Below are 15,198 nucleotides of genomic sequence, written 5' to 3'. Positions count from 1 at the left end.
GCTTCGATTCTGGGGCCAACAGGGAGGAGGCTGCGGGCTTGCTCGCGGCGAAGACGAGATGGTAGGAGGAGAAATGTTCGATTCAACGGTTTCGCGCAGAACGTTTCTAAAGGGATCGGCCGCCGCCGCATCGGTTGCAGCGGTCGGGTCTCTTTCGCTGGGCGCTTGGAGCGCCGAGCGCGCGAATGCGGCCGGGGGCGAGCGGGGCACGGCGCCTTCGCTGTGCAACGGATGCTCGAGCAAGTGCGGCCTGATGGCAACTACGCTGGGCGGGACGCTGTTCACACTGAGCGGCATCGAGCAGCATCCGTATTCCAAGGGCAAGCTGTGCGCTCGCGGACATGGCTTCGCGCAGATGGCGTACAACGAGGAACGCGTGACGCAGCCGCTGCGGCGTACGGAAAGCGGTGAATTCGAGCCCATCGATTGGGACACCGCGTTCAGGGAGATCGGCGAAAAAGTAAAGGCAATCGTGGCTGCGAACGGCCCCGAGTCGCTTGCGCTCGTTCACGATCCGCGCCCGTCGGGCAAGTATTACACGAAGCGCTTCATGAACGCTCTGGGATCGGCGAACGTCTACACGCATGCGGCGGCGTGCAACCTGTCCAAAGAAGCCGGCTTGACCGAAACGATCGGCGCGTCGAACTATTCGGTTGACTTCGGATCGTGCAAGATGGTCCTGTTCATCGGCCGCAGCTACGGCGACGGCATTCGTCCGTCCCATGCTATGAGCTTGGCGGATGCTGCCGAGGCCGGCACGCGCGTGGTCATCGTAGATCCGCGCTTGAACAACGCGGGCATCTTCGCCAGCGATTGGGTGCCCGTCAACCCCGGCACCGACCTGGCGCTGCTCATGGGCATCTGCAACGTGCTCATCGAGGAAGACCTGTACAATCATGATTTCATCGAGCAGCATACGGTGGGCTTCGAGGAATTCGCCGCGCAGGCGAAGGAGTACACGCCCGAATGGGCCGAGAAGATCTGCGACGTGCCCGCCGATCGCATTCGCGAACTGGCGCAGGCTCTTGCGAAGGCGGCCCCGGCTGCCGCGGTGGAGGCCAGCTGGCGCGCTGCGTTCGGTTGCGCGTACAAGAACTCTTTCGACACGGCACGCGCGGTGACTGCGGTGAACGCGCTTCTGGGCAGCTGGGGCGCGAAGGGCGGTGCGCTCATCACCTCCTCGCCGAAGGCCGGCAAGATAGCTGACGAGCGTTTCGCCGAGCCGCCGAAGCCCGAAGCGAAGCGCATCGGCGACAAGGAGTACGGTGCGGTTAGCAGCTCCGGCTCGAACATCGCCGCGCTTGAGGCTGCGCTGGACGGCCGCGTCAAGGGCATGTTCTTCTACAACTCCAACGCGGCGAAGGGCTATGCGCAGCCCAAGGTGTGGTCCGAGGCGTTCGAGAAGCTTGACCTGGTGGTTTCCATTGACGTGCAGATGTCTGAGACGGCTATGCAGGCCGATTACGTGCTGCCGGAGTGCACGTACCTGGAGCGCATGGAGGCGCCGGATTACATTGGCGGCAAGAAGCAGTTCGTGGCTTTGCGCGCCCAGGTGATCGATCGCCTGCATCCCGAAACCAAGCCCTGCGACGAGATTTTCGCCGGCCTGGCTCAGGCGTGCGGCGTGGGTCAGTACTTCGACTTCACGGTTGAGGAGCTGGCGAAGGCCGAGCTTGACACGCTGGGCGTGAGCTTCGACGAGCTTAAAGAAAAGGGCATCGTGGACGTGACGTCCAAGAAGTTCGAATACGGCGTGCCGAAGTTCAAGACGCCGACGGAAAAGTACCAGTTCGTCAGCGAGAAGGCGGGCAGCGCGGGCTTGAACCCGGTAATCGGCTACGTGGAGCGCCTGGTCATGCCGCAGGGCGATCAGCTGCACTTCATCGGCGGCAAGCAGTCCATCCACTCGCACACCATGACGCAGAACGTGGAGTCCCTGAACGCCATTTCGCGCGAATACAACCTTGAACGCGTGTGGATGAGCGCGAAGGACGCGGCCGATCGTGGCATCGCCGACGGCGACTTGGTGGAAGTGTCGTCTAGCGAGCATACCGGCCAGGTGCGCGCGAAGGTCACGGAGCGCCTCAAGCCTGGCGTGCTGTACCTGCCCACGCACTACGGCGGAACGTCGCCGTACCAGACGCGCGCGTACGAGTACGGCATCAGCATGACGGAGTTCGTGCCGTTCCACGGCGGCGAGCCGGGCGTCGGCTCGACCATGAGCCAGGAAGTGGCGGTCACGGTGAAGAAGGTGGAGGCGTAAGATGGCTCGTTACGGAATGCTCATCAACACGAAGAAATGCGTGGGATGCTACGCGTGCCGCGTGGCGTGCCAGATGATCAATGGCCTGGATCCTGACAAGGCGTTCATCCATTACGAAGAGCTGGAAACGGGGGCGTATCCCAACGTGTACGCCGAAAATGTGCCCGTGCAGTGCATGCACTGCGAGGACGCTCCGTGCCAGTCGGTGTGCCCGACGGGCGCCACGTATACTACCGATTCGGGCGTGGTGCTGGTTGAAGAGGGGAAATGCATCGGCTGCAAGTACTGCATGGCCGCGTGCCCCTACGGCGTTCGCGTGCAGCTGCACTCGGGCGTGGTGGAGAAGTGCCGTTTCTGCTGGTACGAGGGCGAGCCGGGCAACCCGCCGGCGTGCGTGGGCACGTGCATCACGAACGCTCGCATCTTCGGCGACCTGGACGATCCCAACAGCGAGATCAACCAGGCTATCGCGCGCTACAACGCTCAGCCTCTTGCGAGCGACCTGACCGAATCCAAGATCTTCTACGTGAGGTGATGAACAATGGTATGGGGACCCCTTATCGCTTGGTACCTGTTCCTGGCGGGCGCGTCGGCCGGCGCGTTTCTAACGGCTGCTTTCGTGGAGGCGAAGTATCCTGACAGCACGAAGATGCGCATCGCCGGACGTATCATCGCGCCTATCTTTCTGGGCATCGGCCTGATCATGCTCATGATCGATGCCGAGGCCGGGCTGCACAACCCGTTGCGGTTCGTGTACTTGGTCATGAACCCCGGATCGGTGATGACTTTGGGCGTGTACTTCATCTGCGTGTTCATGCCGGTTGCCCTGGCGGCGGCGCTGCTGGAAGTGCTCAAGAAGCCCGTGCCGAAGTGGCTCACCTGGATCGGCGTGGCGGCGGCGTTCGCCGTGGCGGCCTACACCGGGTTCCTCTTGGGCGTGGTGAAGGCGTATCCGCTGTGGAACAACGCCGTGCTGCCCATCCTGTTCGTGGTGTCGGCGCTGTCGGCCGGTTTGGCTGCCACCAGCTTCGTGGGACTGATCGTTGACCGCGAGCGTTTCGAGCAGATGTGGCTGGTCAAGAAGTCGCACGTCATCTTGTCGGCTATCGAGCTGGTGGTGCTGTTCACCATGCTGGTGATCGTGTCCGCTGGAAGCTACGAGGGCGCGGCGTCCGTTCAGATGCTGCTGACCGGGCAGTATGCCGTGCCGTTCTGGATAGGCATCGTCCTGTTCGGCTTGGTGCTGCCCTTCGCGATCGAAGGCTATCCGGTGTTCATCACCAAGCGCGTCGAAACCTCGATGACCTCTATGGTGGTGAGCGTCATCGGCGAGGCGGGCGTGCTGGTGGGCGGCTTCCTGTTGCGCCTTTTGGTCGTGATGGCCGCGCTGCCGGTGGCGTACCTGTAGCGCACCGCCGCGCGATCGCTGCTGCAAGCCCCTCCTTGAAGGACGTCGCCTTTTCCGGGCGGCGTCCTTTTTCGATTGCGACGTACTTTTCGAGGCCGGGTTGGGGGCACGGCGGCGAAGCTCCGGAGTCTCGGATTCTTCGTTTCGCGCGTTAGCGGTACGTTTCTATAAGGTCGATGATCTGCTGCTTCGAGTGCAGCTCGGTCTTTTCCAGAATGCGTCGCGTATGGGTGCGAATGGTGTTCTCCGACACGAACAGCGCTTCGGCGATGACCTTGGCCGATCGTCCGCGTGCCAAGTCGGGAAGCACTTCCGATTCGCGACGGGTCAAGCTGAAGTCCTCGGCGATCATGTCGTAGATAGCCTGGTCTGAACTCGGCGAATTTGGCGCAGGAGAAGCTTGAAGTCCTGGCGTTTCGGGCCGTGCGTGCGGCGGCGCGGTTTGCGGCTTCGACGCGTCGGCGGCGGACTCGATGCGCTTTGCAGAGCTTCCCGCCGTCGTCGCACCCTCGGACTTTTTGCGCGCGACGTAGAAAAGGCCCAGCATAGCCAGCACGTATACGCCTCCGGTGGACACGCCGACAATGAGCATGGAGGGAGTGCCGGGAATGAGCATGAGCAGATACCCGATGCCGATGCCCACCAGTCGCGCAAGGATGGACAGCGCCCGTACGATGCCGCCCACCACGAATCCCGACACAGCGTAATCGTAGGCGGTCGAAGCCACCATGTACCAGATGATGACGTCGAACACGCCATAGCTTGCGCTCATCACGACGTTAAGAACCACGGGATTCGTCTCCCAGAAAAACGGCATGACGGCGAACAGGACCACGATGATGGGAACGATCACGCGGTACGCCAGCGCCAGATCCATTCGCTTGTTCGTGTAGAGCACCAAGCCGATGAGCCCGACCGCCACCGCAAGATCTGCGACGAGAGGGATCTGATGGGCTTCGTTGACCGAGCCGACCGACAGCACGGTCATTTCCCATACGAACCCGAACAGCAGCGACAATACCAAGCTTGCCACGATAAGCGTTACCAGCGAGCCGAGCGCGGAAAGGTACCGCTTGGACGTTGTGGCGCTTGCATGGCCTCCGTCAGGGGCTTCGCCGCGGCAGCGGTGCAGGCACGCCAGCGACAAAACAGGCAGCGGGACCATGAGCGCAAGAGGCGGCACGCCGGCAAGTTCGGCGGCAAACGAGATTGCCAGGAACAGCGCTGCGCTCACCAGAAACGCCGCCGGGATGTAAAACGAGGTTCGTGACGGGTGCATGCGTCCCAGGCATTCCGCCCAGCTTCCCCAGTAGTATCCGTAGCCGATGCCGGTCAGCGCGCCGCCGCCTGCGAGCAGCACGATCATCGCTCCTTCGTTTTCCGTGCGTCCCGCGCTTGCAAGGGCGACGATGCCCGCTATGATGCATGCGCAGAACAGCTTCCCGGGAAGCCGGTCGATAACGGAGGGGTTGTGTTCCATGAAGGCGGCCATGGCGAAGAGCGTGGTCATGTTCGCTACGAACGAAACCAGCACGACAAACGTTTCGTACCCGGGCGTGTTCGCCGGGCCCGCAAGCAGAATGGAGCTGCGGAACGTGAGCATGCTGCATGCCCAGAAAAACGCCAGCCCGACATGACGAAGCCTCAGCGTTTTCCATACCATGCGCATGCTGCGCCGCCCGCGTGTGGCGATCAGCGGATCGCTCAAAAGCTTACCTCCTTGCAGTGACGCGCTTCGACGAGTGCGCGCCCTTGATTGCAATTTCCTAATAATGGCTTATCTATCAGGCAAAATGTCTAAATCACCAAAAACTGATTACCTGCCGAATTTTCCAGATGCCTACGATTGTCCCGACGAGAGAGGACGAGATCATGCGGGCGGAACTGGCTTTGGCACGTACATTATCACTTATTGCACCTCTGTTCACATGTTTAAGTGAAGAGGAATACGCACAGGTTCTGCAAAGCGGTGCGGGGGAGTGCGCGCGAAGCGCCGCGCGCAGCTTGGCTCGGTCGGCCGAGGAGGCCGATTCGTGGGAGCGAGCGCTGTCGGCGCCGTTCGACTGGCCCGACCGCGCCGCGTTTCAGCGTAACGTGCTCGCATCCGGGATGCCGCTTGCGGCGCTGCCCGTGGAGTCTTTGTACAAGCCGTGGTCCCAAGAGCCGGGCAACGGCTATGGGGCATCGCGCGGTTTATTCCTGGGGGATTCCGCCCGGCATATTCAGGCCGTGTACCGCTCGCTCGAGATCGACGTTCCCGCGCGGTTCGCGGCTGCTCCTGATCATCTTTCGCTGCTGCTGGACCTGCTTGCTTTGTACGCGCAGTGCGAAAACCGCGTTGCTGCGCGCGATCTTGTTGCCGACCACTTCGATTGGCTTGGGAGCTGCGACAAGGCCCTTTCCCGTCGGGCTGAAGAAGCGCCGTTGCTGTTCGGCTCCGATGCTCATGCTCATGCCGATGCGCTTGACGCGGTGCTGCGCGGTATCGCGCAGGTGCGAGCGCTGCTCGGCGTGACGCAGTGCTTGGCAAACGAGGTTGTCGCGCGATCAGGTCAGCCTGCGCTGGCGTGAGGGCTCTTCCGGCAGTTCGACGCATGCGCGCGTCGAACCGTTCCAAGTGATCATCCGCTGCGTGCAGCGGTGTTCAAGGGTTCAAGGCGTTTCGACGCCGATAGACGAGCGAAGACGAGATTTGACAACAGGGAAAGGAAGAGGCGAAATGTTCATTTCGGATGTTTCAAGGCGAACGTTTCTGAAGGGAACCGCGGCGACGGCGGCCCTTGCAGCAGCGGGTTCGCTTTCAGTGGGCGCTTGGCGCGCTCAAGCTGCCGAAGCCGGCGGACAAACAGGCAGGGCGGTGGAGGCTCCGTCGTTGTGTAACGGGTGCTCGAGCAAATGCGGGCTGGTTGCCACAACGGTTGACGGGCGGTTGTGGACGCTGCGCGGCAACGAAATCCACCCGTACGCCCAAGGCCGCATCTGCGCCCGCGCCCATGGCTTGGCTCAGTTGGCGTATTCCGACGAGCGCGTGACCCAGCCGCTGCGCCGCAAGGAGGATGGCTCGTTCGAGCCCATCGACTGGGACACTGCGTTTGCCGAGATTGGGCAGAAGGTGAAGGACGTCATCGCTCAAAGCGGACCGGAGTCGTTGGCCATCATCCAGGATCCGCGCCCGTCGGGCAAGCAGTACTCCAAGCGCTTCATGCATGCGCTGGGCTCGCCGAACGTGTACGCGCATTCCTCGTCATGCAACCTGTCGAAGGAAAGCGCCTACCAGCTGACCATCGGAGCTACGGGTTTCTCGAACGATTTCGCCAACGCGAAGATGGTCATGTTCATCGGTCGCAGCTACGGCGACGGCATCCGCCCGTCGTCGGTGCATAGCTTGGCCGACGCCGCCGAGCACGGAACGCGCGTGGTCGTGGTGGACCCGCGCCTGAACAACTCCGGCATTTTCGCGAGCGACTGGGTTCCCATCAACCCCGGAACCGATCTGGCGCTGCTCATGGCCATGGCGAACGTGCTTATCGAGGAAGACCTGTACGACCATGACTTCGTTGAGCAGTACACCTACGGTTTCGACGAGTTCGCCGCGCAGGCCAAAGAGTACACGCCGGCCTGGGCGCAGGAAATAACCGACGTGTCGGCCGAGCGCATCAAGGAGCTGGCCCGTGCTATGGCCGCCGCCGCGCCCGCTGCGTCTATCGAGTCTGGATGGCGCTCGGTTATCGGCTGCTCGTACAAGAACTCGCTCGAAACGGCGCGTGCCATCACGGCGATCAACGCCCTGCTGGGCAGCTGGGGCGCGAAGGGCGGCGCGCTGATCACGTCCTCGCCCAAGGTTGGCGCCCTTGCTGACGCTCGTTTCGCCGAGCCGCCGAAGCCCGAGGCGAAGCGCATCGGCGACAAGGAGTATCCGCTGGTGCTTTCAAGTGCGGGAACGAACGTGGCTGCATTGCAGGCAGCGCTTGACGGACGACTGAAGGGCCTGTTCTTCTACAACTCCAACGCGGCGAAGGGCTACGCGCAGCCGAAGGCGTGGACCGAGGCGCTGAGCAAGACCGATCTTGTGGTGACCATCGACGTGCAGATGTCCGAAACGGCGCTCCAGTCCGATTACGTGCTGCCCGAGGTGACGTATCTCGAGCGTTTGGAGCTGCCCGAATTCGTGGGCGGCAAGAAGCACTTCGTGGGCATGCGCACGGTGGTCTTGGACCGGATTCATCCGGAAACGAAGACGTGCGATGAGATATTCAACGGCTTGGCACAGGCATGCGGCGTAGGGCGATTCTTCCAGTTCACGGCCGAAGACTGGGCTGCTGCGCAGTTGGCTACGGTGGGTGTCGACATCGAGGATTTGAAGCGCGAGGGCGTGATGGAGCTTCCCGCCGCCCCCTTCGAGTACGGTCCTCCGAAGTTCAAGACGGCATCAGGCAAATTCGAGTTCAAGACGGACAAGTTCGCCGAAGCAGGGCTCAACCCGGTGATCGGCTGGATTCCGCGCAAGGTGGCGTTCAAGGAAGGGGAGTTCGCCATCGTCGGCGGCAAGCAGGGCATTCACTCCCACACCATGACGCAGAACATCGAAGCGCTGCATGCCATTTCGCGCGAGTACCACATGGAGCGGCTGTGGATGTCGGCCAAGGACGCTCAGGACATAGGCGTTGAAACCGGCGATACGGTCGAGGTGTCGTCAAGCGAGCACACCGGCCAGGTGGAAGTTCGCGTGACGCAGCGCCTCAAGCCGGGCGTGGTGTTCCTGCCCACGCATTACGGTGGGGATTCCCCTGCTCAAACGCGCGCGTATCAGTACGGCATCAGTCTGACCGATTTCATTCCGCTTGATGCGGAACCGGGCGTGGGCTCGATGATGAGCCAGGAAGTGGCCGTTACGGTGAAGAAGGCGGGGGCGTAACATGACACGGTACGGAATGCTCATCAACACGAAGAAGTGCGTGGGATGCTTGGCGTGCCGCGTGGCGTGCCAGATGAAGAACCATCTGGAGCCGACGGAGTCGTTCATCAAATATCACGAGATCGAAACGGGGGAGTACCCCAACGTGTACAACGAGGTTGTGCCCACCCAGTGCATGCATTGCGAGGATGCGCCGTGCGCGTCTGTTTGCCCGACGCATGCCACCTACATCACTGATTCCGGCGTGGTGCTGGTGGATGCGGAAAAGTGCATCGGCTGCAAGTACTGCATGGCCGCGTGCCCTTACGGCGCGCGCATCGTGCAGGAGTCAACTGGCGTGGTGGAGAAGTGCCGCTTCTGCTGGGACGGCCAGAATCCGGGCAACCCGCCTGCGTGCGTGGGAACCTGCATTTCGGGCGCGCGCATCTTCGGCGACCTGGATGATCCCAACAGCGAGATCAACCAGGCTATCGCGCACTACCATGCGCAGCCGCTCGCTGACAATCTGACCGTTTCGAAAATCTATTACGTGAGGTGATGAAGCCATGGTTTGGGGACCTATGATCGCGTGGTACCTGTTTTTGGCCGGCGCGTCGGCGGGCGCGTTTCTAACGGCCGCGTTCGTCGAGGCCAAGTACCCCGAAAGCGTGAAGATGCGCGTGGCCGGGCGCATCATCGCGCCCATCTTTCTGGGCATCGGCCTGCTTATGCTCATGTTGGACGCTGAAGCCGGGCTGCACAACCCGCTGCGCTTTTTCCTGCTTGTTTCCAATCCCGGGTCGGTTATGACACTGGGCGTGTACTTCATCTGCATCTACATGCCCGTTGTTCTGGCGGCTGCGGTGCTTGAGCTTCTGAAGCGCCGCGTGCCGAAGTGGCTCATGTGGATCGGCGTCGTGTTCGCGTTTGCCGTGGCGGCTTACACGGGCTTCCTGCTGGGCGTGGTGAAGGCGTTCCCGCTGTGGAACAACGCCATTTTGCCCATCCTGTTCGTGGTGTCGGCGCTGTCGGCTGGTTTGGCGGCAACGTCGCTGGTGGGGCTTATCGTGGATCGCGAGCGCTTCGAGCAGATGTGGCTCGTTAAGAAGTCGCATGTGATTCTGTCCGTTGTCGAGATCGTGGTTCTTGCGACGATGCTGGTCATCGTGAGCGCTGGCAGCTACGAAGGCGCCGCGTCGGTGCAGTCGCTGGTGGCTGGCCCGTACGCGCCGGCGTTCTGGGGCGGCATCGTGCTGTTGGGCCTGGTGGCGCCGCTTTTGATCGAGGGCTACCCGGTGTTCATCGCGAAGCGCGTGGAAACGTCCACGACCTCGCTTGCGGTGAGCGTGGTGGGCGAGGCCGGCGTGCTGGTGGGCGGCTTCCTGCTGCGCCTGCTGGTTATCCTGGCAGCGCTTCCGGTTATGTACTTGTAAGCATATTCGTGCATCCGCCGGGTTTCTCGGCGGATGCGAAGGCGGCCCGCGCTTCCCCCTCCTGCGGCGCCGTCGATCTTCCTCCTTGGGGCGCCGCGACTTCCTCCCCTTTCTCTTCGCGGCGCCCCCTCGTATTCTTCGCCGTCGCTCGTCGGCTTTGGCCGCAAGATGCGCGGCTATTCTCGCAGGTCGTTCGGGTCGAAGGACTCAATCAGATCCAAGAGCTCTTGCTTTTTGTGGATGGCCAGCTTGGCGTAGATGCGCTTCGAGTGGGTGCGGATGGTGTTTTCCGACACGATCAGCTCTTCGGCGATGCGCGCGACCGTGTTGCCTCGCGCGATCAGCTCCATGACCTCGGCTTCCCGCGCGCTCAGGCGGTAGTGCTGCTGCAAAAGAGCTGCTTGTTTGGAGATGCGGTCCTGGTAAACGGGCGCGGCGTCGGCGCTTGCTTTAGGGGATTCCGCACGTGCCGCTCGGCGCTTTTTCGGCGGATCGGGCGTTGCGGCGGAGCTGTCTGCCGGTTCGTTGGAGGCGGGCGATGCGTCGACGGGTCGCGTTTTCTCATCGCGCGGACGCAGGGCGACCAGCTCGATGCTTGCCGCCGCTTCGTGCTGTGCACCTTCTCCCGCATGGCGCAGAATGCGCTTGAAACCGCCCTGCCCCACGAAGTACATGAGGCCCAGCAAGTACACGGCCACCAGCGCAATCACGGCGATCGGCGTAATTCCCGTAACCATGATCTGCTCTGCGAAGGTTCCTCCGGCAAAGCCCACGTCATGCAGCACGTACACGATGCCCGCGAAAAAGCCGTAGATGAACACCGGGTTGATGCCGCGGTCGCGCGACGCTTGCGCGCATTGGATCATCATGAGCATGATGGCCACGCTGTATACCGCATACAGAACGGCGGCCAGCCAACGCTGATATTCGACCGGGAAAAACGGCAGCAGCAGAAACGACGTGATAACGAAGGGGAAGAATATGCGGTACGCCCCCACGACGTTCACGCGCAGGTTCTTGAACTGCCACAACACCAGAAGCACCACCGCGGCGGTAAGCGATCCGCCCATGGACAGCACGTTCACCAGCGATCCCACCGAAGGTTCCCCGATGGCCAGCGCCCGCATGATGCCCGTGCAGAATCCCAGCGCGCCCACGCACAGGGCGCTGCGCCAATAGTCTTCGATTACGCGCTTGTATACGCGCGGATGCTCGCGGGGGATGTCCTGGAACATGGATTGCTCGCGGTCGATCTGGCGGCTTTTCAGCGCGATGGTCAGCCCGAACAGCGGCAGGAACACCAGGGGGATGAGAAATGCCGTCACCGCCTGGGGAATAAGGTACAGCGAAAAATACAGCAAGGCTCCCCATGCCGTGCCCAAGATGAGGTCGCGGTTGCCCGAATCCGAGTCTTGGCTTGCGAACACGCGCTGCCACAGCATGTAGAACCCGGCGGAGCCCAGGCCCAGCAGCGCGCCGCCGGCAACCACGAGCGGAAGCTTGTATCCGTCAAGATAGATGGCGGCTATCAGGCAGCACCATCCCAGCAGGTAGGGCATGGTGGCCAGGCGCACGATGAAGGTGCGCGTAGGGCCGGGGAAGAAGTACACGCCCAACGCGCTGGCGAAGTAGCTGAACGAGAACACGAGCGATTGCGCCAGGAAGAACCAGAACACGATCTGCGGCGTTTGGAACTCCATGGGCAGGAAGGGGAACACGCCGCCCCAAACGCCGGCGGCGTTGATGGCGATGAACAAGCCATAGCCGAGCGACGTGACGTTCGGCTTGAGGATATGGGCGATGCTCTTAATGGACACGGTTGCTCCCTGCAAGGTTGAAGAGCGTTTGTGCCTGTGCAGTATACCCGACTTCGATGGTGCGGCAAGCGATTCTCGGGCTCGGCTTGCTGGCGCAGGGGGCGCTCGCGCGCATGGCGAGGGGGTTTGCGACCGCGTGCGGGTATGCGGGCTGCGCCGCGGGCGGCGGTTGCCGCGTGGATGCCGCTCTGCGATGCGGACGCAGCGCGCACGACCCTCGATGCGTTCGATTGAGCGCTGCTCGCGGCGTTGGCGCCACCTGACGAGGGCCCGCGCACTCGCGAAATCGGGTTTCGTGGTAGGTTTTGACGGTTTGAGGTCGTTGTGCCGGGCCTTGGCTTCGTTGTTGTTCGGCTCGGTTTTTGTTTTGCCTGGTCAGAAGGCCGCGCTTCCGCATTGCGTTTTCGATGACGCTCGCGCAGTCGGGTCAGACGACCTCAAACCGTCAAAACCTGCCAGCAAAGCCGGTTTTTCGTGCGCGGCATGGCGATTTCTCGCTGACGGCGGTTTGGTTTGCGGGTTGGCGCTGTCTCTGGCTTGATCGCGGATCGCGTTTCCACGCAGGCGCGCTGTTGGATCGGGCACGCGAGATGTGCCCTGCGGCACGCGGAAGAAGCCTCCTGCGTCGGCGCCGTCGTTGGCGCGCCGTGTTGCGCCGTGCTGGTGCTTGCAGGGCCAGTTGCTTGGTGACGACCGTATGTGACAGTCTCTGACCTGGGTATACTTCAAATTCGCATATTTTATGTGACACGCCGGCAAGCGCCCTCTCCTAGAATGACGACAGCTTTTGAGCAAGGGGGAGGGGCTGAGCGCATCGTTGCCTGGTGCACGGGCTTCCGTCTCTTTCCCGCTCGGAAGGCTACGGTTCGCAGGACGAGGCGAGCCGGTTGGCAAGACGAGGAAGATAGAGGAGAGGGAGGGAACATGCTAGGTTCTAATGACTCCACGCTGTCGCGCCGCACGTTCGTGAAGGGCTCGACGCTCGCCGGTCTGGGCGCTGCCGCGCTTGGCAGCGGCGCGCTGTTCGGCTGCTCGCCTAAGGCGGAGGCGCCGAAGGAAGAGGCCGCCGACGCAAAGGTGACGGGCGCGAACACCGTGGGCGCCGAGGAGACCATCACCTGGGGCCACTGCGCCATCAACTGCCCGGGTCGCTGCAGCTTGAAGTTCCACGTGCAGGACGACGAGGTTGTGTGGGTTGATACCTACACCAGCTCCGATGCCGGTTTCGACGATCCGCAGCCTCGCGCATGCCTGCGCGGCCGCAGCTATCGTCGCTGGATGAACAGCCCGGACCGCCTCAACTACCCCATGAAGCGCGTCGGTAAGCGCGGCGAGGGCAAGTGGGAGCAGATCAGCTGGGAAGAGGCCATCGAGACTTCCATGACGAAGCTCAAGGAAGTTATCGAGAAGTACGGCAACGAGGCCGTGTACGTCCCGTACGCTACCGGCGTGTCCGCAACCACGTCGCGTCCGTTCAACCGCGTGCTGAACTTGGTGGGCGGCTACCTGAATTACTACAACAGCTATTCCACGGCGCAGATCTCCTGCATCACGCCGTACATGTACGGTGCCAAGGGCAACGGTGGCAGCTCCTTCAGCGCTGCGCGCGACTCCGCCCTTATCCTGATCTTCGGCTCCAGCCCCACGGAAACGCGTCAGGGCGGCCTGACCACGCACTACGACTGGGTGAGCCTGCGCGAGAAGACCGGCGCGAAGATCTACATGATCGACCCCCGCATGAACGACTCCATCATGGGCCACTCCGACCAGTGGCTGCCCATCAACCCGGGCACCGACGCCGCGCTCGTTGCCGGCATCGCCCATGAGCTGATCGCCAACGACATGGTGGACCTCGACTTCCTGCACACGTACTGCGTGGGCTACGACGAGGAGACCATGCCCGAAGCGTACCAGGGCAAGAACATGTCCTACCGCGCCTACATCATGGGCGAGGGCTACGACATGGTGGAGAAGACCCCCGAGTGGGCCGCGAAGATCACAGGCATCCCCGCCGATCGCATTCGCAGCTTGGCTCAGGAAATCGGCACCACCAAGCCGCTCTACGTGAACCAGGGCTGGGGGCCGCAGCGCCGCAGCAACGGCGAATGGACGGCCTGGTCCATCATGACCCTGCCGTGCCTCGTCGGCCAGGTGGGCCTGCCGGGCACCAGCAACGGCACGCGTGAAGCGCGCAACGCTCCTTCGCTCGGCTCGCTGCCCAAGGGCGACAACCCGGTAAAGGCTTCCATCCCGTGCTTCCTGTTCACCGACGCTATCGATCACGGTCCGGAGATGACCTCGAAGAACGCAGGCGTCAAGGGCGTCGATCAGCTGTCCACCGGCATCAAGTACATGATCAACTACGCCGGCAACTGCTTGACGAACCAGCATTCGGACATCAACAAGGCGCATGAGGTCTTGGCTGACGAGTCCAAGTGCGAGTTCATCCTGGGCGTCGATACGGTGCTGTGCGATTCGCTCATGTATGCCGACATCATCCTGCCCGACCTGTTCCGCTTCGAGCAGACGTCGCAGATCGCCACCGGCTCCGACACGGGCTACATGATCACGGGCACGGCCTGCACCACGCCGAAGTTCGAGCGCAAGACCGCCTACGAAATAGCCGAGCTCATGGCCGACAAGCTGGGCGTCAAGGACCAGTTCACCGAGGGCAAAACCGAGGACGACTGGATCAAGAGCATCTACGAGACCTCGCGCGAGAAGGACGAGAAGCTTCCCACGTGGGACGAGGCCGTGGAGATGGGCGTGTACACGCGCGACTACGCTCCGGTCATCTCCATGAAGAAGTTCCGTGACGATCCCGTGGCCAACGCGCTCGAGACGCCTTCGGGCAAGATCGAGATCTTCTCCGAGAAGCTGCTGCAGTTCACCGAGGGTTGGGAACTAACCGAGGGCGATACGCTGTCCGGCATGGCGACGCTGCCCCCGATTCCCGTGTACGTTCCCGAATGGTACGGCGTGGAGACGACCACCGACGAGTATCCGCTGGTGCTCAACGGCTTCCACTATCGCGGCCGCATCCACTCCTCGTGGGGCTTCATGCCCGAGCTGAAGGAAGTCAACCCGCAGGAGGCATGGATCAACCCGGCCGACGCGGCTTCCCGCAACATCAAGCAGGGCGATACCGTGCAGGTCAAGAACGAGTTCGGCTCCATCGAGCTGCTGGCGAAGGTCACGCCGCGTACGCTTCCGGGCGTGGTGGCCGTGTCCCAGGGCGCTTGGTACGACGGCGACCGCAAGGGCGGCGTGGACAAGGGCGGCAGCATCAACACGCTGACCACCCAGCGTCCCTCTCCTCTGTCGAAGGGCAACCCCCAGCACACGAACATCTGCCAGGTTGCGAAGGCGTAAGCGGCGAGCTT

Annotated in this window: 10 protein-coding genes; 8 read left to right on the top strand and 2 right to left on the bottom strand. The window is 62.4% G+C overall.

Going from position 1 to position 15,198, the window contains the following annotated elements; genetic code table 11:
* Window positions 1-73 precede the first annotated feature (73 nt).
* Genes LQE90_RS06390 through nrfD (LQE90_RS06380) form a run of 3 tightly spaced genes read left to right on the top strand, consistent with a single transcriptional unit; the run spans window position 74 to window position 3,671 of the window.
* Window positions 74-2,263, top strand: a complete 2,190-nt coding sequence (locus LQE90_RS06390; RefSeq protein ID WP_216528722.1) for a molybdopterin-containing oxidoreductase family protein — start codon at window positions 74-76, stop codon at window positions 2,261-2,263.
* Between the two features lies 1 nt (window position 2,264).
* Window positions 2,265-2,798: a 4Fe-4S dicluster domain-containing protein gene (locus LQE90_RS06385; protein ID WP_216528723.1), complete on the top strand. Its 534-nt coding sequence runs from the start codon at window positions 2,265-2,267 to the stop codon at window positions 2,796-2,798.
* A 6-nt stretch (window positions 2,799-2,804) separates the two neighbouring features.
* Window positions 2,805-3,671, top strand: coding sequence for an NrfD/PsrC family molybdoenzyme membrane anchor subunit (gene nrfD / locus LQE90_RS06380; protein WP_216528724.1), 867 nt, complete (start codon window positions 2,805-2,807; stop codon window positions 3,669-3,671).
* A gap of 151 nt (window positions 3,672-3,822) precedes the next feature.
* On the opposite strand, the gene LQE90_RS06375 is transcribed toward nrfD (LQE90_RS06380), so the two are convergent.
* Window positions 3,823-5,340, bottom strand: coding sequence for a LuxR C-terminal-related transcriptional regulator (locus LQE90_RS06375; protein ID WP_216528855.1), 1,518 nt, complete (start codon window positions 5,338-5,340; stop codon window positions 3,823-3,825).
* 203 nt (window positions 5,341-5,543) lie between these two features.
* Between LQE90_RS06375 and LQE90_RS06370 the strand changes: the two genes are divergently transcribed.
* The 4 genes from LQE90_RS06370 to nrfD (LQE90_RS06355) all read left to right on the top strand — a co-directional run bounded on the left by LQE90_RS06370 (window position 5,544) and on the right by nrfD (LQE90_RS06355) (window position 9,998).
* Window positions 5,544-6,242: a molecular chaperone TorD family protein gene (locus LQE90_RS06370; RefSeq protein ID WP_216528725.1), complete on the top strand. Its 699-nt coding sequence runs from the start codon at window positions 5,544-5,546 to the stop codon at window positions 6,240-6,242.
* Between the two features lie 148 nt (window positions 6,243-6,390).
* Window positions 6,391-8,586 (top strand): molybdopterin-containing oxidoreductase family protein, encoded by a 2,196-nt coding sequence (locus tag LQE90_RS06365; protein ID WP_216528726.1) that lies wholly within the window; start codon window positions 6,391-6,393, stop codon window positions 8,584-8,586.
* Between the two features lies 1 nt (window position 8,587).
* Window positions 8,588-9,124 carry a 4Fe-4S dicluster domain-containing protein gene (locus LQE90_RS06360; RefSeq protein WP_216528727.1) on the top strand — a complete coding sequence of 179 codons (537 nt, stop codon included), beginning with the start codon at window positions 8,588-8,590 and terminating at the stop codon, window positions 9,122-9,124.
* A gap of 7 nt (window positions 9,125-9,131) precedes the next feature.
* On the top strand, window positions 9,132-9,998 hold the full coding sequence (gene nrfD, locus LQE90_RS06355) for an NrfD/PsrC family molybdoenzyme membrane anchor subunit (protein ID WP_216528728.1): 867 nt from the start codon (window positions 9,132-9,134) through the stop codon (window positions 9,996-9,998).
* A gap of 176 nt (window positions 9,999-10,174) precedes the next feature.
* Here the strand turns inward: nrfD (LQE90_RS06355) and LQE90_RS06350 are convergent, their stop codons facing one another.
* A complete protein-coding gene (locus LQE90_RS06350) occupies window positions 10,175-11,698 on the bottom strand; it encodes a helix-turn-helix transcriptional regulator (protein ID WP_253288111.1) in 1,524 nt (507 codons plus the stop codon).
* Window positions 11,699-12,739: 1,041 nt separating this feature from the next.
* On the opposite strand from LQE90_RS06350, the gene LQE90_RS06345 reads away from it, so the two are divergent.
* On the top strand, window positions 12,740-15,187 hold the full coding sequence (locus LQE90_RS06345; RefSeq protein ID WP_216528730.1) for a DMSO/selenate family reductase complex A subunit: 2,448 nt from the start codon (window positions 12,740-12,742) through the stop codon (window positions 15,185-15,187).
* Window positions 15,188-15,198 lie beyond the last annotated feature (11 nt).

Source organism: Paraeggerthella hominis, assembly GCF_021044775.1.
In the GTDB taxonomy this organism is placed as follows: Bacteria; Actinomycetota; Coriobacteriia; order Coriobacteriales; family Eggerthellaceae; genus Paraeggerthella; species Paraeggerthella hominis.
Note: the sequence above shows the minus strand (reverse complement) of the source record. Positions and strands in the feature narration are given on the sequence as shown.

Coding starts and splice junctions, on each gene's coding strand:
- LQE90_RS06390 (WP_216528722.1), top strand. CDS start 74: ATGTTCGATTCAACGGTTTCGCGCAGAACGTTTCTAAAGGGATCGGCC.
- LQE90_RS06385 (WP_216528723.1), top strand. CDS start 2,265: ATGGCTCGTTACGGAATGCTCATCAACACGAAGAAATGCGTGGGATGC.
- nrfD (WP_216528724.1), top strand. CDS start 2,805: ATGGTATGGGGACCCCTTATCGCTTGGTACCTGTTCCTGGCGGGCGCG.
- LQE90_RS06375 (WP_216528855.1), bottom strand. CDS start 5,340: ATGCGCATGGTATGGAAAACGCTGAGGCTTCGTCATGTCGGGCTGGCG.
- LQE90_RS06370 (WP_216528725.1), top strand. CDS start 5,544: ATGCGGGCGGAACTGGCTTTGGCACGTACATTATCACTTATTGCACCT.
- LQE90_RS06365 (WP_216528726.1), top strand. CDS start 6,391: ATGTTCATTTCGGATGTTTCAAGGCGAACGTTTCTGAAGGGAACCGCG.
- LQE90_RS06360 (WP_216528727.1), top strand. CDS start 8,588: ATGACACGGTACGGAATGCTCATCAACACGAAGAAGTGCGTGGGATGC.
- nrfD (WP_216528728.1), top strand. CDS start 9,132: ATGGTTTGGGGACCTATGATCGCGTGGTACCTGTTTTTGGCCGGCGCG.
- LQE90_RS06350 (WP_253288111.1), bottom strand. CDS start 11,698: ATGGAGTTCCAAACGCCGCAGATCGTGTTCTGGTTCTTCCTGGCGCAA.
- LQE90_RS06345 (WP_216528730.1), top strand. CDS start 12,740: ATGCTAGGTTCTAATGACTCCACGCTGTCGCGCCGCACGTTCGTGAAG.